This is a genomic window from Brumicola pallidula DSM 14239 = ACAM 615 (assembly GCF_000428905.1).
GTDB lineage: Bacteria > Pseudomonadota > Gammaproteobacteria > Enterobacterales > Alteromonadaceae > Glaciecola > Glaciecola pallidula.
Map to the genome: position 1 here is coordinate 224435 of NZ_KE386817.1, position 15346 is coordinate 239780.

The 15346-nt window shown below is 40.9% G+C and carries 15 protein-coding genes; 7 read left to right on the plus strand and 8 right to left on the minus strand.

Annotated features, from left to right (window positions below):
- Positions 1-97: 97 nt before the first annotated feature.
- On the minus strand, positions 98-358 hold the full coding sequence (locus G399_RS0118810) for an EF-hand domain-containing protein (RefSeq protein WP_006014604.1): 261 nt from the start codon (positions 356-358) through the stop codon (positions 98-100).
- Positions 359-803: 445 nt separating this feature from the next.
- Positions 804-1235, minus strand: coding sequence for a hypothetical protein (locus G399_RS0118815; RefSeq protein ID WP_006014607.1), 432 nt, complete (start codon positions 1233-1235; stop codon positions 804-806).
- A 213-nt stretch (positions 1236-1448) separates the two neighbouring features.
- Here G399_RS0118815 and asnS point away from each other — a divergent pair, with 213 nt between their 5' ends.
- The 4 genes from asnS to G399_RS21835 all read left to right on the plus strand — a co-directional run bounded on the left by asnS (position 1449) and on the right by G399_RS21835 (position 7589).
- Positions 1449-2846, plus strand: coding sequence for an asparagine--tRNA ligase (gene asnS, locus G399_RS0118820; protein WP_006014610.1), 1398 nt, complete (start codon positions 1449-1451; stop codon positions 2844-2846).
- A 279-nt stretch (positions 2847-3125) separates the two neighbouring features.
- Complete coding sequence (locus tag G399_RS0118825) at positions 3126-4241, plus strand: GGDEF domain-containing protein (protein ID WP_006014615.1); 1116 nt, start codon at positions 3126-3128, stop codon at positions 4239-4241.
- A 21-nt stretch (positions 4242-4262) separates the two neighbouring features.
- A complete protein-coding gene (locus G399_RS0118830) occupies positions 4263-4727 on the plus strand; it encodes an Lrp/AsnC family transcriptional regulator (RefSeq protein ID WP_006014618.1) in 465 nt (154 codons plus the stop codon).
- Between the two features lie 330 nt (positions 4728-5057).
- Entirely contained in the window at positions 5058-7589 is a 2532-nt protein-coding gene (locus tag G399_RS21835; protein WP_081697516.1) for a sensor domain-containing protein, read from the plus strand.
- A gap of 103 nt (positions 7590-7692) precedes the next feature.
- Here the strand turns inward: G399_RS21835 and G399_RS0118840 are convergent, their stop codons facing one another.
- The 3 genes from G399_RS0118840 to G399_RS0118850 form a co-directional block, all read right to left on the minus strand.
- Entirely contained in the window at positions 7693-8553 is an 861-nt protein-coding gene (locus G399_RS0118840) for a glycoside hydrolase family 16 protein (protein ID WP_006008386.1), read from the minus strand.
- A 294-nt stretch (positions 8554-8847) separates the two neighbouring features.
- Complete coding sequence (locus G399_RS0118845; protein ID WP_006008384.1) at positions 8848-10440, minus strand: oleate hydratase; 1593 nt, start codon at positions 10438-10440, stop codon at positions 8848-8850.
- A 294-nt stretch (positions 10441-10734) separates the two neighbouring features.
- Complete coding sequence (locus G399_RS0118850; protein WP_006008382.1) at positions 10735-11355, minus strand: RraA family protein; 621 nt, start codon at positions 11353-11355, stop codon at positions 10735-10737.
- A gap of 67 nt (positions 11356-11422) precedes the next feature.
- Between G399_RS0118850 and G399_RS21075 the strand changes: the two genes are divergently transcribed.
- Entirely contained in the window at positions 11423-12325 is a 903-nt protein-coding gene (locus G399_RS21075) for a ferredoxin reductase domain-containing protein (protein ID WP_006008380.1), read from the plus strand.
- 51 nt (positions 12326-12376) lie between these two features.
- On the opposite strand, the gene G399_RS22690 is transcribed toward G399_RS21075, so the two are convergent.
- Positions 12377-13222 (minus strand): M20/M25/M40 family metallo-hydrolase, encoded by an 846-nt coding sequence (locus G399_RS22690; RefSeq protein ID WP_226988902.1) that lies wholly within the window; start codon positions 13220-13222, stop codon positions 12377-12379.
- Positions 13194-13727 (minus strand): zinc-binding metallopeptidase family protein, encoded by a 534-nt coding sequence (locus G399_RS22695; RefSeq protein ID WP_226988901.1) that lies wholly within the window; start codon positions 13725-13727, stop codon positions 13194-13196. The genes G399_RS22690 and G399_RS22695 overlap by 29 nt, the downstream gene beginning before the upstream one ends.
- Positions 13728-14015: 288 nt before the next feature.
- Here G399_RS22695 and G399_RS0118865 point away from each other — a divergent pair, with 288 nt between their 5' ends.
- Entirely contained in the window at positions 14016-14477 is a 462-nt protein-coding gene (locus G399_RS0118865) for an SRPBCC family protein (protein WP_006008378.1), read from the plus strand.
- A 12-nt stretch (positions 14478-14489) separates the two neighbouring features.
- Positions 14490-15026 (plus strand): SDR family NAD(P)-dependent oxidoreductase, encoded by a 537-nt coding sequence (locus G399_RS21085; RefSeq protein WP_051288647.1) that lies wholly within the window; start codon positions 14490-14492, stop codon positions 15024-15026.
- On the opposite strand, the gene G399_RS21840 is transcribed toward G399_RS21085, so the two are convergent.
- Positions 15000-15341 (minus strand): RNA-guided endonuclease InsQ/TnpB family protein, encoded by a 342-nt coding sequence (locus tag G399_RS21840; protein ID WP_280512679.1) that lies wholly within the window; start codon positions 15339-15341, stop codon positions 15000-15002. The genes G399_RS21085 and G399_RS21840 overlap by 27 nt on opposite strands.
- Positions 15342-15346: the final 5 nt, after the last annotated feature.

Sequence of the window (15346 nt, forward strand, 5' to 3'; positions counted from 1 at the left end):
CGGGGCGTGGCATCAATAGTTGCATATTGATAACACTCGGATACTAGCCCAATCATCTGTGTATTGAGCCATTAAAGCCTTCGATAGATGCAAAATATCAGCCTTTGGTTATTTCGCTAACCTCTAGTTCGTCTAAACTGATGAAGCCGTCTTCGTTGCTATCAATTTTAGTAAAGTTTTCAAGCAGTGCTTTATGCCCTGCTGCTTCGTGTAAAGATATTAAACCATCTTGGTCGCTATCAAGCGTCGTCATCAGGCTTTCCTGAGCACGCGCCGTAGACGAGACAACTAGTGCCAACAGACCCTGCACCAGCATGATAGTTAGGGCAATTGTCATTAATTTTTTGAAATTAGCCATATTATTTCCTTAATCAGCGCCCGTGAAATGCGTTCTTAACTGCAAGTACCAGTGTCGCTTTTGTTATTCATTACCTACAACCTGCACATTCTCAGCAATAGGCTCTGTGAAAGAAGATCTTGATAACGCCTATACAAAATATAAGCCAATATTTTTAATTTATTAAATTCATAGACTTAAGAAAAATACACCCTTTTTTGAACGTTAATGTGAAGCGAAAAACAGACACTAAATTAGAGGGCGAGCGGCACCTCATTTAAATTAAATATAAACATCATAATTTACAACAACTTAATCGCATAACAACGGTGTATCTATTAACAGACAAAGCGATAGCTGTGATAATTACTAATACTGAGTCAACTGATTGCGGCCAGCTTCAGAGTCTTGCAGAAATATGGTGCTTTAGCACAACGATGTGCGGCTGATGAAATTAGCTTATCTCCTAATACAGCGTGGTGTAAAAAGTCGTGTTCAGCGTGATTAAACTGATAATGGTAATGCTCGCTAAAATAAAAAGATTTATACCGAAGCTATCGTTCTTGCGTCTATTCCTTCGCAAGCGCAGGATCATTGAGACCAAACTTAAGCCCAAACAGACTTGCAACATAGCCAACAAGCCATCGATGTGTTCTTTTGACCAATATACTCGACCTTCAACTCCCCAAAATTTTTGTATGCCACTGATAAATTCTGGGCGCGCATAGTGAAACAGCACCAGTGCTGCTATGAGCGAAACCCAGGCGGCAACATTTGAAATAACCATGAATCTAAATAAAGGTTCCTTGCTCACAGTCGTGTGTCGACGATTAGTAAACCCTGAAGGTTTTGTTGCGTCCTCTGTTTCAGTCTGCTTTTTTTTATGAATATCCTGCATAATCGAATTTGCCTACTGTTATCCGCTGCATAGTTAAGTATACTTGGCGCCTAAATTGAGAACAAAATGTGAAGTCTCTAATATCACGCGCTTTGCGTACAACTTTGCTAACTTTGACACTTGTATTTTTTTTATACAAACTTTAATGCAAAGCAGATTAATAATGCAATAAAAATGAATTAGTGAAATCTAGTTATGCCCATGGAGAAAAATATGACATATGCACCAGTCGCCGATGTTTTGGCTGGCAAATATGGTGTCAACGACACTGTGACAATTAAAGGTTGGGTAAGAACCCGTCGTGATTCTAAAGCGGGTCTTTCATTTATCAATGTACACGATGGTAGTTGTTTTGACCCTATTCAGGTGATTGCACTGAATACCCTTGAAAATTATGATGAAATCATACGTCTCACAACCAGTTGCTCAGTGTCAGTAATTGGCACAGTGAAACAGTCTGAAGGACAAGGCCAAAGCATTGAAATTGATGCACAGTCGTTGGAAGTATTGGGTTGGGTGGAAAATCCAGATACTTATCCAATGGCAGCCAAGCGTCATAGCATTGAATATTTGAGAGAACACGCTCATTTGCGCCCACGCACGAACATTATAGGGGCTGTAACACGCGTTAGAAACTGTTTATCGCAGGCGGTACATCGTTTCTTTCATGAGCAGGGTTATTTTTGGATTAGTACACCCATTATTACAGCGTCGGATACGGAAGGCGCAGGTGAAATGTTCCGCGTTTCAACACTCGATATGATGAACATTCCACATGATGAGCAAGGTAACGTTGATTATAGAGAGGACTTTTTTGGCAAAGAAACTTTTTTAACCGTATCAGGCCAATTAAACGTTGAGACTTATTGCACCGCTATGTCAAAAGTTTACACCTTTGGACCTACGTTCCGAGCTGAGAACTCAAATACGAGTCGTCACCTAGCTGAATTTTGGATGATTGAACCAGAAGTGGCTTTCGCTGACTTATCAACGGTTGCAAAATTAGCTGAAGACCTATTGAAATATGTCTTTAAAGCAGTCTTAGAAGAACGTTTAGACGACATGACTTTCTTTGCACAACGCGTAAATAAAGACGTCATTACTCGATTAGAAAACGTGGTGAACTCTGAATTTGTTCGTATGGATTATACCGATGCGATTGAAATTCTGAAAAACAGCGGCAAGGCATTTGAATTCCCAGTTGAATGGGGTGTGGACTTGTCGTCTGAACATGAACGCTATTTGGCAGAAGAGCATGTTGGCGCGCCTATTATCATGCAGAACTATCCAAAAGATATTAAAGCATTTTATATGCGCATTAATGATGACAACAAAACTGTTGCAGCGATGGATATATTAGCCCCTGGTATTGGTGAAATTATTGGTGGTTCGCAGCGTGAAGAACGACTTGATGTATTTGACCGACGCCTAGCAGAAATGAGTCTAAACCAAGAAGATTATTCTTGGTACCGCGACTTACGTCGCTATGGTACGGTTCCACACGCCGGTTTTGGTCTAGGCTTTGAACGTCTGGTTGCTTACGTTACAGGTGTTCAAAATGTGCGCGACGTGATTCCCTTCCCGAGAACACCTGGAAATGCTCAATACTAATTTTTAGAAAATAACAACGCAGTTAAAAGGCTTAATATGCTCTTCATATTAAGCCTTTTTTATATTTGCGTTAAATTAAGCAAGGTGTTGTTAACCAAGTCACTGAAACAGCATCAACAGAAATTTGTCGTTATTGATATGTTAAAAAATTGTTGTTTCATTGAGTAAACGAGGTAATATTGCACATGTAAGATTTAGCTGCTGATAATTTCAGTTCCGCTAACCAATCACAGACCATAAGTTCACTTTAAAAAAACTGATATACATGAGACAAAACAAATGTTTGCAAATGGGAAAAGAACATTTATAAATTACCTTCAAATTGGCACTACAGACGAAAAAAGTCTGGAGGCCAATCAGCAGTTATTTGTCTCAAATTTATTTTCTTTTATCGGTTACACCATCACGTTCATCCTCGCCCTTAACGCTGCCATTAGTGGCACGTCTATGTTGTCAATTTCATTATTTTTTGCCAGTGGTATCTTTTTCTTTTGCCATCAGGTGCATCGCTTTCCGAAGTTGGGTAACACCATTTCAATCTCTAAAAGCATCGTTTTTATTAATCTGTTGCTATTAATGCTCTACCTTGTCTATTCTGGGGGCGTGTCTAACACGGGCCCTCTTTGGATCTATATTGTGCCGCCTGTGGCATTCTTTTTTAGTGGCTTGCGTAAGGGGATTACAGGCATTGCTGTTTTTGTAATAATTCTCACTGTTATGCTGTTTTATCCACATGAAACATTACTACAGACGACATATACGCTGGAGTTTAAACTGCGCCTGATGTTGTCATTCCTTACCGTCACCTTACTCTTCGGCTTTTACGAATATTCTCGCCAGCAGTCATACAATCGTATCGAGGACCTTAGCCATAAGTACGAACAACAAGCTATGCATGACGCATTAACGAACTTGCCAAATAGACGAGGAATGCGAGTATATTTAAATCATGAATATAATCGGTTAATGCGCTCAAAAGAACCTCTGTCTTTACTTATTTGCGATATTGATTATTTTAAACAAGTGAATGACAAATACTTTCATGATGGCGGTGACTTTGTGCTTCAAAGCTTATCCAAATTTTTTATTGAAAAGATTAGACAGCAAGATATTGTGGCACGATGGGGCGGAGAAGAATTTTTATTTTTACTGCCAAATACCAGTTTAAAGGATGCGGTAGTACTTGCGGAAAAAATTAGACAGCAAGTTGAGGACCATATTATTCATTACAAACACAATGACATCAAAATTACGATTAGTATGGGAGTAAACGAAGTTACTCCCAATGTTAATATCGAGCAAGCTATCAACATAGCTGACCATTCACTGTACGCTGCTAAAAAAGAAGGTCGTAATCAAACGGTTTCTGCTGATACGATGAAATATAGTACGTAAAACTTGTAGAGAAAAATAACAGTGAATATTGATCGAATAGATAAAGAAATTCTACGAATCATTCAACAGGACGCAGCACTAACAACCGCAGAAGTTGCTGAACAAGTTGGACTGACAACAACGCCTTGTTGGCGACGAATTCAGCGCATGCAGGACTCAGGGATAATTATAAAAAAGGTAACCCTACTTCGACCCGAAAAGCTAAACCTTATGCTGACTGTTTTTGTGAATGTCAAAGTTGCTAAACATGACTCTAGTTGGCTCAAAAAATTTGCTGAACATACTCAAGCTTTTGAAGAAGTTGTTGAATTTTATCGATTAAGTGGTGAGTTTGATTATATGCTCAAAGTCCTTGTTTGTGATATGCAAGGCTATGATCATTTTTATAAACGCTTCATTTCAGGTATTGAATTAAGCGAAGTTACCTCGAGTTTTGCCATGGAAAAAATTAAAAACCAAACTGCTATTCCACTTAATCATTTATAGCTTTTAGTTGTTTACCGATATTCGGCAGCGAGATTACAAATAAGCTAAACGTTGCCTCAGGCACTTTCTCACAAATTAGTGCTGATTCACTTCAAAATATAAGCTCAACTGCTATATTTTTAGCCACTTCTAACACCATAAAATATTTCTATTTGCAAAATAATCAACTTTTTGCTGTAAATTTACCCTAACTTTATTGTATAATTATTTTAAGGTTAGATTTATGATAATCGTCTAAATTAAATAAAAATGCTAAATCGTAAATTTTCGCAAGGTGCAGCAGCACTATTAACTGTATTGCAAAAATCACCTCGAAAGGATTTTTTTCAAATGAAGTCTGAGCAAAACAAAGAAACAACTCGAATAAGTCAACTGGATGAAAAAAAACATACTATTGAAATGTATTTTCATGCCATCAATAATTCAACAGATTCAATATTCGTAAAAGATCAAGAGTTTAGGTTTGTCCTTGTCAACGACGTTTTTTGCAGTATTTCGGGGTTATCTAGGAGGCAAATAATAGGTACAACACTTGCCGGCAAACTAACACCTAGCGAAATGGAACATTTTTTTTCTATCGATAGACAGGTGCTTGACACAGGGACAGAAATTTTATGCGAAGAGTTACTGACACCTAGTGATGGGGGAGAAACTAAGACTGTATCAACCAGAAAAAATCGGTTTATAGACTCCAAAGGTGACTACTATATAGTAGGAGTCGGTACCGACATTTCAGAGAAAAGACAGCTTGAGCAAGAAAAAAGCGATGCCCTGAAAGATAAAGGTAGGCGAGCCGATGAATTAGTCATTGCTGAAGAAGATAAAGGTAAGCGAGCTGATGAATTAGTCATTGCTGAAAAAGAGAAAGGTAAGCGAGCTGATGAATTAGTCATTGCTGAAAAAGAGAAAGGTAAGCGAGCTGATGAATTAGTCATTGCTGAAAAAGAGAAAGGTAAGCGAGCTGATGAATTAGTCATTGCTGAAAAAGAGAAAGGTAAGCGAGCTGATGAATTAGTCATTGCTAACAAAGAACTAGCCTTTCAAAATAAAGAAAAAGATAAACGGGCTGATGAATTAATCATTGCCAACAAAGAGAAAGATAAGCGTGCTGATGAACTAGTTATTGCAAACCATAAACTTTTTTTGCAGAACCAAGAGAATGAACACCTCCTAAAAAAGCTAAAACGTGCGGCCAGTGTTTTCACCTCCGCCAATGAGAGTATTATAATAACCGATGCCAATGGCATTATTGTTGAAGTTAACGAGGCTTTCAGTCGCATTACTGGTTACGCTGCTCAGGATGTACTGGGTAAAAATCCAAGATTTCTGCAATCTGACCGCCAGTCGCCAGAATTTTACACCGAAATGTGGGATAGGTTGTTAGCAAAAGGTACCTGGCGTGGTGAGATATGGAGCCGCCGCAAGAGTGGTGAAATCTACGCCGAAATGATGGCGGTCAGCATCGTCAAAAATGCCACTGGTGTCTTGCAACACTCCATTTCATTGGGCACCGACATTACAGAGCTCAAAAACTATCAGAGCCAGTTGGAACAGATTGCTCACTTCGATATTTTAACCAATCTGCCTAACCGTGTATTATTAGCCGACCGCCTAAGCCAAGCTATGGTGCATTGTCAACGCAATAATCTCAAACTAGCGGTTGCATTTATGGACCTAGATGGCTTCAAAGAAGTCAATGACAAGTATGGTCATAATGTGGGTGATGAACTACTCATTGCCTTGTCACAACGCATGAAAGCCGGTTTACGTGACGGTGATACACTGGCACGTATTGGCGGTGATGAATTTATCGCCGTCATGGTTGATTTAGAAAAGATAGAGGATAGTGCCCCTTTATTAGAGCGTCTACTGACAGCCGTTGCTACCCCTATTGAGTTTGATGATGCTGTTCTGAAAGTGTCAGCAAGCATTGGTGTGAGTATTTATCCACAAGACGGATCAGACGCAGACCAACTAATACGTCACGCCGACCAAGCTATGTATGTTGCGAAGCAAGAAGGTAAGGATCGTTATCGCCTGTTTGATAATGCACTTGCTAATGCAGTCAAGGCCCAATTGCAGAATATAGACGATATTCGTTCAGGAATGGATAAATGCGAGTTTTTGCTGCACTATCAACCCAAAGTAAATATGCACACTGGCGAAGTGATTGGCGTAGAAGCGTTAATTCGTTGGCAGCATGCCGTCCGTGGTTTAGTCCCACCCTTAGAGTTCTTGCCTGTAATAGAAGGTCGGGCCATTAGTCTGAAATTGGGTGAATGGGTGATCGATAATGCATTAACTCAAATCAAACAGTGGCAAAGTATGGGATTAAGTATGCCTATCAGCGTCAACATCAGTGCCTATCAATTACAACAAGATAACTTCAAAACTCGCTTAGCGGGGCTATTGTCGGCCCATCCTGAAGTGAACCCGTCCCATTTAGAATTGGAAATATTAGAAACAAGTGCATTAGAAAATATCAGCAAAGTGTCTGTTACTATGCATGCCTGCAAGGAGTTTGGCGTGAGCTTTGCTTTAGATGACTTTGGCACGGGATATTCATCACTCACCTATCTCAAACATCTGCCAGTAAGATTGATTAAAATCGACCAAAGCTTCGTGTATGGTATGTTAGAAGACAACGATGATTTGGCCATTGTTAAAGGTGTCGTCGGTTTAGCCAAAGCATTCCAGCGTGATGTGATAGCTGAGGGAGTGGAATCTATCGCGCATGGAGTGGCGTTGCTGAAAATAGGTTGTGAGTTGGCGCAAGGTTATGCCATTGCTCGGCCCATGCATGCCGATGATATTCCTGGCTGGTTTGCTAACTGGCAAATCGACGATTCTTGGCAGGCATGAAATTTTATTTCCGCAAACCGTCAGTCTAGTCAATACTCTTCGTTTAAATAGCGTTCGTTTAAATAGCGTTCGTTTAAATAGCGTTCGTTTAAATAGCGTTCGTTTATCTCCAGACTTCGTGTTTCACCCAATCCACTTCCATGGTCCAATTTTGGGTCATAGGAGAGTCATTGATCTTAGCAAAATTCAGAATAGCAAATAAGGGCTCAGGGAATTGGTCTTCATCCTTGCTATTACGATACACCTCAATTCCATCGAGGCGGAAAATAATGTCATTACCAAGTAATTCTACTGAGTAATCGTGATATTCGCCCAGCGTTGCCGCTTGCACCAACATTAATGCCTGCCAGTCACCGCCGTCACAGTAACCTAAACTTGTTATTGCCCTAGCTGCGTAGTGATCAGGGCCACCATCACTATGATGTTCAAAAATATCGATTTCACCTGAACCGGTCATTGGCCAACAGACAGTCTCATCGGCTTCTTGCACTGGTGCTTCATTATTCAAAGCACCTAGCAACCACCAAGCCGGGAACATACCGGATTGACCACTATTTTCAACCTTTAATCTAGCGGTCCACTTACCTTTGATAAATTCTTTACGGTTTTTTGAAGCAATACGACCGGCCACATATTGTGTATCGTGATGTTTTTCACCATGCTTGCTAATGTTGTTACAGGGGCGTTTTTTACCTAAGTCAATCACTCTTAGCTTTAGAGTACCATCGCTGACTTCCCGAGTGTTAAACTGATTATCTGGCACATAACATTGGTCTTCTTGATTCACCCATATCATCTGGTCTTGCCAGTTTTCTGTGTTAAAGGTGTCAAATTCATCTAAGAAGTCTACTTGCCAACCACTAACCGCAGCTACATTATCTTGTTTAACTAGTTCTTCTGAGACGGGCCCAGAACAAGCCGATACTAAAACAGCTAAGGTGATGATGGACGAACTATATTTCATCTGATCTCCAGAGGTTAAACCGCTTATAAAATAGTTATGTTCAGTGCGCTAAAGGGTCTAAATAATACACCAACACCTCTGAACTTTAGAATTTTATACCATATATCGATTCTTACAACTTTTGGATAGCGTTAGTTTGGACTAAATTTGAGACAAGTTGGAATATACCGCCTCACTGCATCAAACCGTGAAATAATTATAAGCGCACTAATACGCATATGAAAAATTGAATCCGCCGTTTTTCAGAACACAGCGGGGAGGTTTTTACAGCCGTAATTTGTTATCTTTTTTTGATCATCTACTAATTGCTTTTAGTGCCCCTAGTAGATATTTTGGGTTGTGCGTCGATTCATACATTGGGTGTACTTTGTGGTCGGTATCAAACAAACCATAAACAGCCATTTGAGCTGTTCTGACAGAATATTCAACCGTAAATACGCAGTCTTTTGGTGCCTCTGCAAACTGACCTAAAAATGCAAAATTTGTTGCCCCTTTTGGTATTACATCAGGTCTGTCTCCTCTATTTCTTGGCATAAAAAGACTATCAATAAACGGCATCGCGACAGGAATACAATTGACCTTTCCAGCTGCTGTAATCGGCGCCATCAAGTCTTGGATCTTTAAATGATAATAAAGCTCTTCTAACATCTCAGCGCCGCTGCACTGTGACATTGTTTTATTAACGTAATTGCCTTTTCTATCAGGATAAAGTCCATAACCCCAAAAAATATTTACATCATCAGCTTGATTTGGAAAGTGCGGCTGGCGTGCTATGACAAATGACATAAGCCAATTAGAATCAGTCAAAGTAACAAGTCCACCGGTGCCATCTACATTACCCGAAAAGTTTTCAATATAATCCTGAAATGTGCTGTCTTTCATGGTTGCCGTAAATGAATACCATTTTTGCAAGTCAATGTTGTCACAGAAGGGATTTGGGTTACCGAAAGCCTTGTCTTTTTTTGCTATTTTCTTCCATAGCGTCCATGAGCCAGACGCCTCCAGACCTTTTAGTTTTGCTGGCGTGTCCCAGCTTCCATTATCAGTACTTTCTGTGATTGAGCCATTTGTAAAAAACACAAAGTCGTTTTTTCCGAGTACTATTTCAGTTTTGTCTTTAAGGTGAAGTACCGTAGCCGTTTTTTTGTCGGCGGATAAATTGAAATCAATATCAACAACTTCTTTACCCATTTCAAACTTCACCCCCTTTTCTTCTAGGTATTTTTTTATCGGTCTTACTACAGAGTCATATTGATTATATTTAGTTCGCATCACGCCACCCAACTTATGCAAACCATCAACAAGGTGCATGAAACGTTTCATGTAGCGTCTCATTTCAGCAAGACTACTCCATTTTTGAAAAGCAAACATAGACGTCCATATAAGCCAAAATTTAGTCTCAAAAAAAGCTTGGTCAAACCAATCTTCTATCCTTTGATTGCCTAATGATTTTTCAGAAACGTAGGTGAGTTTAATAAAATCCTTTTGTTGATCGAAGGATAATCCATACGAGGACACATCTAATTTCTGGCCATCTTTCAAAAGTCTGGCCTGTGCATTTGAAACAAATCGTTGATTAAATTCGTAGGATTCGTCCCTTACCGAAACGCTTGGATCTTCTAATGAAGGTATGTGTGAAAGGAGTTCCCAATAACACTCGTAGTGCATTTCATGCATCCTTCCACCACGAACAACATATCCTTGATCTTGATCGCCAGCACCGTCAGTGGCGCCACCGGCAATCATTTCTTTTTCCAAAATATGTATATTCTCACCAGTAATGCCCGCATCTTTTTCTAAATATACAGCACTAGCAAGTCCCGCAATTCCACTGCCAATAAGATATACTTTTGAATCTTTACGATTGTTTTCTGCTGCTACTTCCATACTATTTTCTAACTCCTGCGGTTTTTAAATTAGTAGATAAAGGCCTTGAGGTTAACCTTGAGAGGATTTTCGTAATACTATATTTTAGATATTACGAAACAAACAGACGGCCCGCAATTAGGAGCGCCCACAGGTAGTTGTGGTCAGTACTTATGGAGAGCTGTTATGGAGAGCTGTTATGGAGAGCTGTTATGAAGAGCACTTAAATATAGGCCGCAGTTATAGGAGCTAGTATAAGGAGCACTTGTTATTAGCAAAAACAACGGCAAGCGTCGGTGGCCGTTGAGATTTAATTTATGGCGTCAACTTGTGCAAAATATCTTTCACATTTTGCTCGTGCTTACTTTGCCATTGCGCTAGCGTTTGCTGAGCGTCGGTGTCGCGGCGACTAACAGCAGTAGCTAAAGCCTCTTTTGCTTGGGCTTTTGGAATAACCGCTATGCCGTCGTTATCGGCAACAATAATATCTCCGGTATGCACGTTTACACCGCCACATACCACAGGATTATTAAGCGGTATATAGACTTTTTTCGCGCCTGGTTTTGGGCAGGTTCCAAGTGCATGGACTGGAAATTTAATATCAACCACTTCATCAATATCACGAATAACACCATCAATCACAAAACCAGTGATACCTCGCGCTTGCGCAATAGCACATACGTTACCGCCGCTTACAGCATACTGATCATTGGCTTGTACAACTAAAATATCGCCAGCTTGGGCAGCGTAAATAGCGGCATGCAACATCAGATTATCGCCTTGACCGCAATGCACGGTAAAAGCCCTTCCGGCAATACGCGGCATGTTTGACCATAAAGGATGAATGGCATAATGCATAAATTGATGACGGGGCAGCGCATCAGCTAAATCGCATGATGACACTTGAGCAAAATCGTTATATGTGGGATCAGTCATACCGAAATATCTTTACTGTAATAGGCGTGAGACATAATCTAACATATGGAATTGTAAAAGGAAGCTCATGACTACTGTAAAATACGCTATATTCTTAGCACTGTTGAGTTTTTGTGTACAAAAGGCTCATGCAGGATCTCTTTCTGGAAAACATCAATTTATATTTAACCAATGGCAAGGCAAATCAGTAAAGGTATGGGCTTATACTCCAAGCAATTATGCGCCTAACAGTAAAATATTGTTTGTTATGCATGGCGTTAAAAGAGACGCTGACCGTTATCGAGATGAATGGGTCGCATTGGCAGAACAACATAATTTACTGCTAATTGTTCCGCAGTTTAGTCAAGAAGACTTTCCTCGGGCACTTGGGTACAATTTAGGTAATGTGTTTTTAGATGATAAATACCAGCAAGCTAATCCACCTGAGGTATGGGCATACTCTGCAATAGAACCCTTATTCGATTATGTAAAATCAACATATGCAAATGCCAACAACACTTACAAGCTATATGGCCATTCGGCTGGTTCGCAGTTTGTGCATCGTTTTATTTTTTTCATCCCACAGGCTAGAGTTTCAAAAATAGTCAGTGCAAATGCGGGTTGGTACACAGCACCTAATTTCAACATTGCTTTCCCTTACGGATTAAAAACTACGATGGTTACTCAGGACCATCTAATTGCTTCGCTGCAAAAACCAGTGGTTATTTTGTTAGGAGAGGCTGACAACGATCCTAACGATAAGTATTTACGCAAGGCTACGCCGGCCATGCGCCAAGGACCGCACAGGCTAGCACGTGGAGAATATTTTTTTAATCAAGCCAAACAGGCTTCATTGCAATATACAGTTAATTTCGGTTGGCAGCTAGCAACTGTGCCTAATGTCGGTCATAAAAACGGTCTAATGGCCCACGCTGCCATTGCTTATCTGGTTGATGAGAAAGCCACTCCCAAAGTCCTTGTGCTGAAATAAAAACGCCTAGCTCGGCTAGGCGTTTTTGTACTTATATAGAAGCTTGCGCCTCTATTTCGTCTTTGCTGCTGGACGTGGATCAAAATCAGACATTGCCATATATGCGGTTATCATCGCCCATACAGTTTGGTTCTGCTGAATATCCTCAGGCTTAATTTTGTCCAAGGTATCATTTGGCGTGTGATGATAGTCAAAGTAATACGTACCATCTTGTTTAAGTGCAATCACAGGGACGCCATAATTTGGCAACATCGACACATCCGGACCGCCATTGGTCGTGTTGTTGCCAAGTTCAACTCCCATCATTTTAAGCGCTGAATACAGATCGGCAGGATCATTTCTTACCGCTTCAGCAAAACGTGTATCGAGTTGGTATATTTGGCCCGCTCCAAAATCAGACTCTGCAGCAAAAATAATATTTTCGAGTGTGTCTTGGTTGGTGCGGACATATTGATAAGCACCAACTAATCCAATTTCCTCTGCCGCATAAAGAACAACCCGAATCGTTCGTTTAGGTTGACCTACCGCCTCTTTCACTAGTTTAGCTGCAGCCGTTACGATACCAACACCCGCTCCATCATCGAGTGCACCAGTACCTTCATCCCATGAATCTAAATGTGCCGATATTAAAATAATTTCATCCGGTTTTTCAGATCCAATGAATTCGCCAATAACATTGTAAGAAGTTTGCCAACCTGCCTCTTTTGCCTGCATGTTGATATTTAGAATAATATCTTGTTGAGCACTTTTTTGAGCACTAAACATAGCTTCCAAATTTTCTGCATCGGCGGTTGAAATAGCACCCGCTGGAATTTTTTCAATGTCATCGGCATAACGCATGATGACAGTATGGGCAAAGCGCGAGTTGTCAGTACCTATTTGGAACAACTTGACCATAAAAACTACCGGCTCTATCACGCTCCATTCTTGTGTTTAGAAAAACAATATTACCTTCAACCTTGGCTTTCTCAGCGCCAGCAAGTGAATCGAGCGAATCAAACATCACGACTTTCGCTTCGAGTCCTTTTTCTGGCGTCGCGATAGAACCTCCCAACGCCGAAATAACTAAGGTTTGGGGAAAAGGCGACACCACTTTCGCATCAGCAAAACCGCGCTCCCCGTTTCTAACCCGAACAGCTTGTTTGTAGACTTTATCAAAGCCTAATTCATTGAATTTTTCCTCAGCCCAAGCAACGGCCCGTTTATCACCCTGTGAACCTGCGATCCTTGGTCCAACTTCAACCGTGAGCGACTTCACAATTTGGTAGGATAAACTACTTTTTTGACTATTCTCTTTTACTTTTAAAGCGTGCGCCAATGCAGGCGTACTAGCGATATTTACTATTGCGTTTTGTGGGTTTTGTAAGTTGTGTGGCGTTTTTGCACAACTAGCTAAGAGCATTACCAAACCAAGTGAAAGGGTAGCGACCCCGATTTTTGTCGCATTTTATTTTGTATTCCAATTATTACTGTTAGTGCGTAAAATAAACGTGAACAACACTGTTGTCTAGTCCACCGCATCATTTTATATCCATATAACCTAAACTCGGGCGGTAGAGTGTGATACAAATTACTCAAAATGATTCATAAACCTAAACATTGATGGTAAAACAAACACCCAATAACAACGTCACAATTTTGAATAACATCAATCATAAAACCTCAAATAAGAACCATAATAAGGAACCCTATGTTTTCAATTTCAGTTGAGCGCACAATCGATAAACCCATCGCCGAGGTTTTTCAGGTATTAAGCGAGCACGCTAATTATTCGCAGTTCAAGGGCGTTGATAAATCTAGTCTTATAAAGAAGGGGAAAGACGACATTAATGGCTTAGGTGCAGTAAGAGAAATTCAAGCTGGAGGTGCTACCTTGCATGAAGAAATTGTGGCGTTTGAGCCGCCCTACTTACTCGCTTACAAAATAATTCATTCCAAACCACTTCCTTACGCGCATAAACTTGGCGAAGTTAGGTTAACTGAAGTTGATGGCAAAACCCACGTGCACTGGCGTTCTCAAGGGCATATTTCTATTCCGCTGCTAGGCAACTGGTACTTTGATAAAAAAATACAGCAGGGCGGCCAACGTGCCTTCGGCAGTATTTTAAAATTTATTGATAATATGCCAAATATACCCACTAAATCAGCCTAAAAGGACACACTAATGCCTGTATTGCATGATTTTTTTGCTAGTAAAACCGTTGTTATTACTGGTGCTGCTTCCGGAATAGGCCGAGCACTTGCTAGCGTATTTGCTGATCTAGGGTGCAATGTGGCAATTTGCGACATTGATGAGTCGGCATTATCTGACGTTGCTTTACAACTTAAATCAACCCACCCTGCATTGACTCTATTTACAAGTGTCCTTGATGTTGCTAATAAAACTGATTGGGAAACTTACTTAGCTGATGTAGCGAGTCATTGTGAACATATTGATATAGTGATCAATAACGCCGGCATTGAAGGTTCATCACAGCCGGCTTGGGCGTCAGATGATGAACTTCTTAAACGTGTTATGGATGTCAACTTTTATGGCATGGTTTATGGCAGTAAAGCTGCCCTTCCGTATTTAACTCAGCGTTCTTGGGCAGCATTAGTTAATGTGTCTAGTGTATTTGGATTGGTCGCGCCTCCGAATACTGCGGATTATTGTGCTATTGACATCCTCCCCGCCCTAGAGGGCGGGGATCCCTGCGGGTGAACGCAACTTCTGCGCCCTACCTTCGGTGGGTTCCTGCTTCACAGAGCGGCCTGACTGCGCCGACTCTCCACAGGCTAACAAGCGATATCCTCGCTCTAAAACATTGATCGCGCCGACCACATCGGCGTTATTTGCATAACCACAATCGACGCACAGGAACTGTGCTTGCGTGAGTCGATTGTCTTTACTGACATGCCCGCAGCACGGGCATGTTTGGCTAGTGTGGTGCGGCGGCACTGCAAGCAGCATACCACCGTTCCATGCCACCTTGTAGTCCAGCTGCCGCCTGAATTCTCCCCAGCCCTGATCGAGTATGGCAC

Excerpts from the sequence above, each read along its gene's own strand:
- G399_RS0118810 (WP_006014604.1), bottom strand. The coding sequence starts at position 358 with ATGGCTAATTTCAAAAAATTAATGACAATTGCCCTAACTATCATGCTG.
- G399_RS0118815 (WP_006014607.1), bottom strand. The coding sequence starts at position 1,235 with ATGCAGGATATTCATAAAAAAAAGCAGACTGAAACAGAGGACGCAACA.
- asnS (WP_006014610.1), top strand. The coding sequence starts at position 1,449 with ATGACATATGCACCAGTCGCCGATGTTTTGGCTGGCAAATATGGTGTC.
- G399_RS0118825 (WP_006014615.1), top strand. The coding sequence starts at position 3,126 with ATGTTTGCAAATGGGAAAAGAACATTTATAAATTACCTTCAAATTGGC.
- G399_RS21835 (WP_081697516.1), top strand. The coding sequence starts at position 5,058 with ATGAAGTCTGAGCAAAACAAAGAAACAACTCGAATAAGTCAACTGGAT.
- G399_RS0118840 (WP_006008386.1), bottom strand. The coding sequence starts at position 8,553 with ATGAAATATAGTTCGTCCATCATCACCTTAGCTGTTTTAGTATCGGCT.
- G399_RS0118845 (WP_006008384.1), bottom strand. The coding sequence starts at position 10,440 with ATGGAAGTAGCAGCAGAAAACAATCGTAAAGATTCAAAAGTATATCTT.
- G399_RS0118850 (WP_006008382.1), bottom strand. The coding sequence starts at position 11,355 with ATGACTGATCCCACATATAACGATTTTGCTCAAGTGTCATCATGCGAT.
- G399_RS21075 (WP_006008380.1), top strand. The coding sequence starts at position 11,423 with ATGACTACTGTAAAATACGCTATATTCTTAGCACTGTTGAGTTTTTGT.
- G399_RS22690 (WP_226988902.1), bottom strand. The coding sequence starts at position 13,222 with ATGGTCAAGTTGTTCCAAATAGGTACTGACAACTCGCGCTTTGCCCAT.
- G399_RS22695 (WP_226988901.1), bottom strand. The coding sequence starts at position 13,727 with ATGCTCTTAGCTAGTTGTGCAAAAACGCCACACAACTTACAAAACCCA.
- G399_RS0118865 (WP_006008378.1), top strand. The coding sequence starts at position 14,016 with ATGTTTTCAATTTCAGTTGAGCGCACAATCGATAAACCCATCGCCGAG.
- G399_RS21085 (WP_051288647.1), top strand. The coding sequence starts at position 14,490 with ATGCCTGTATTGCATGATTTTTTTGCTAGTAAAACCGTTGTTATTACT.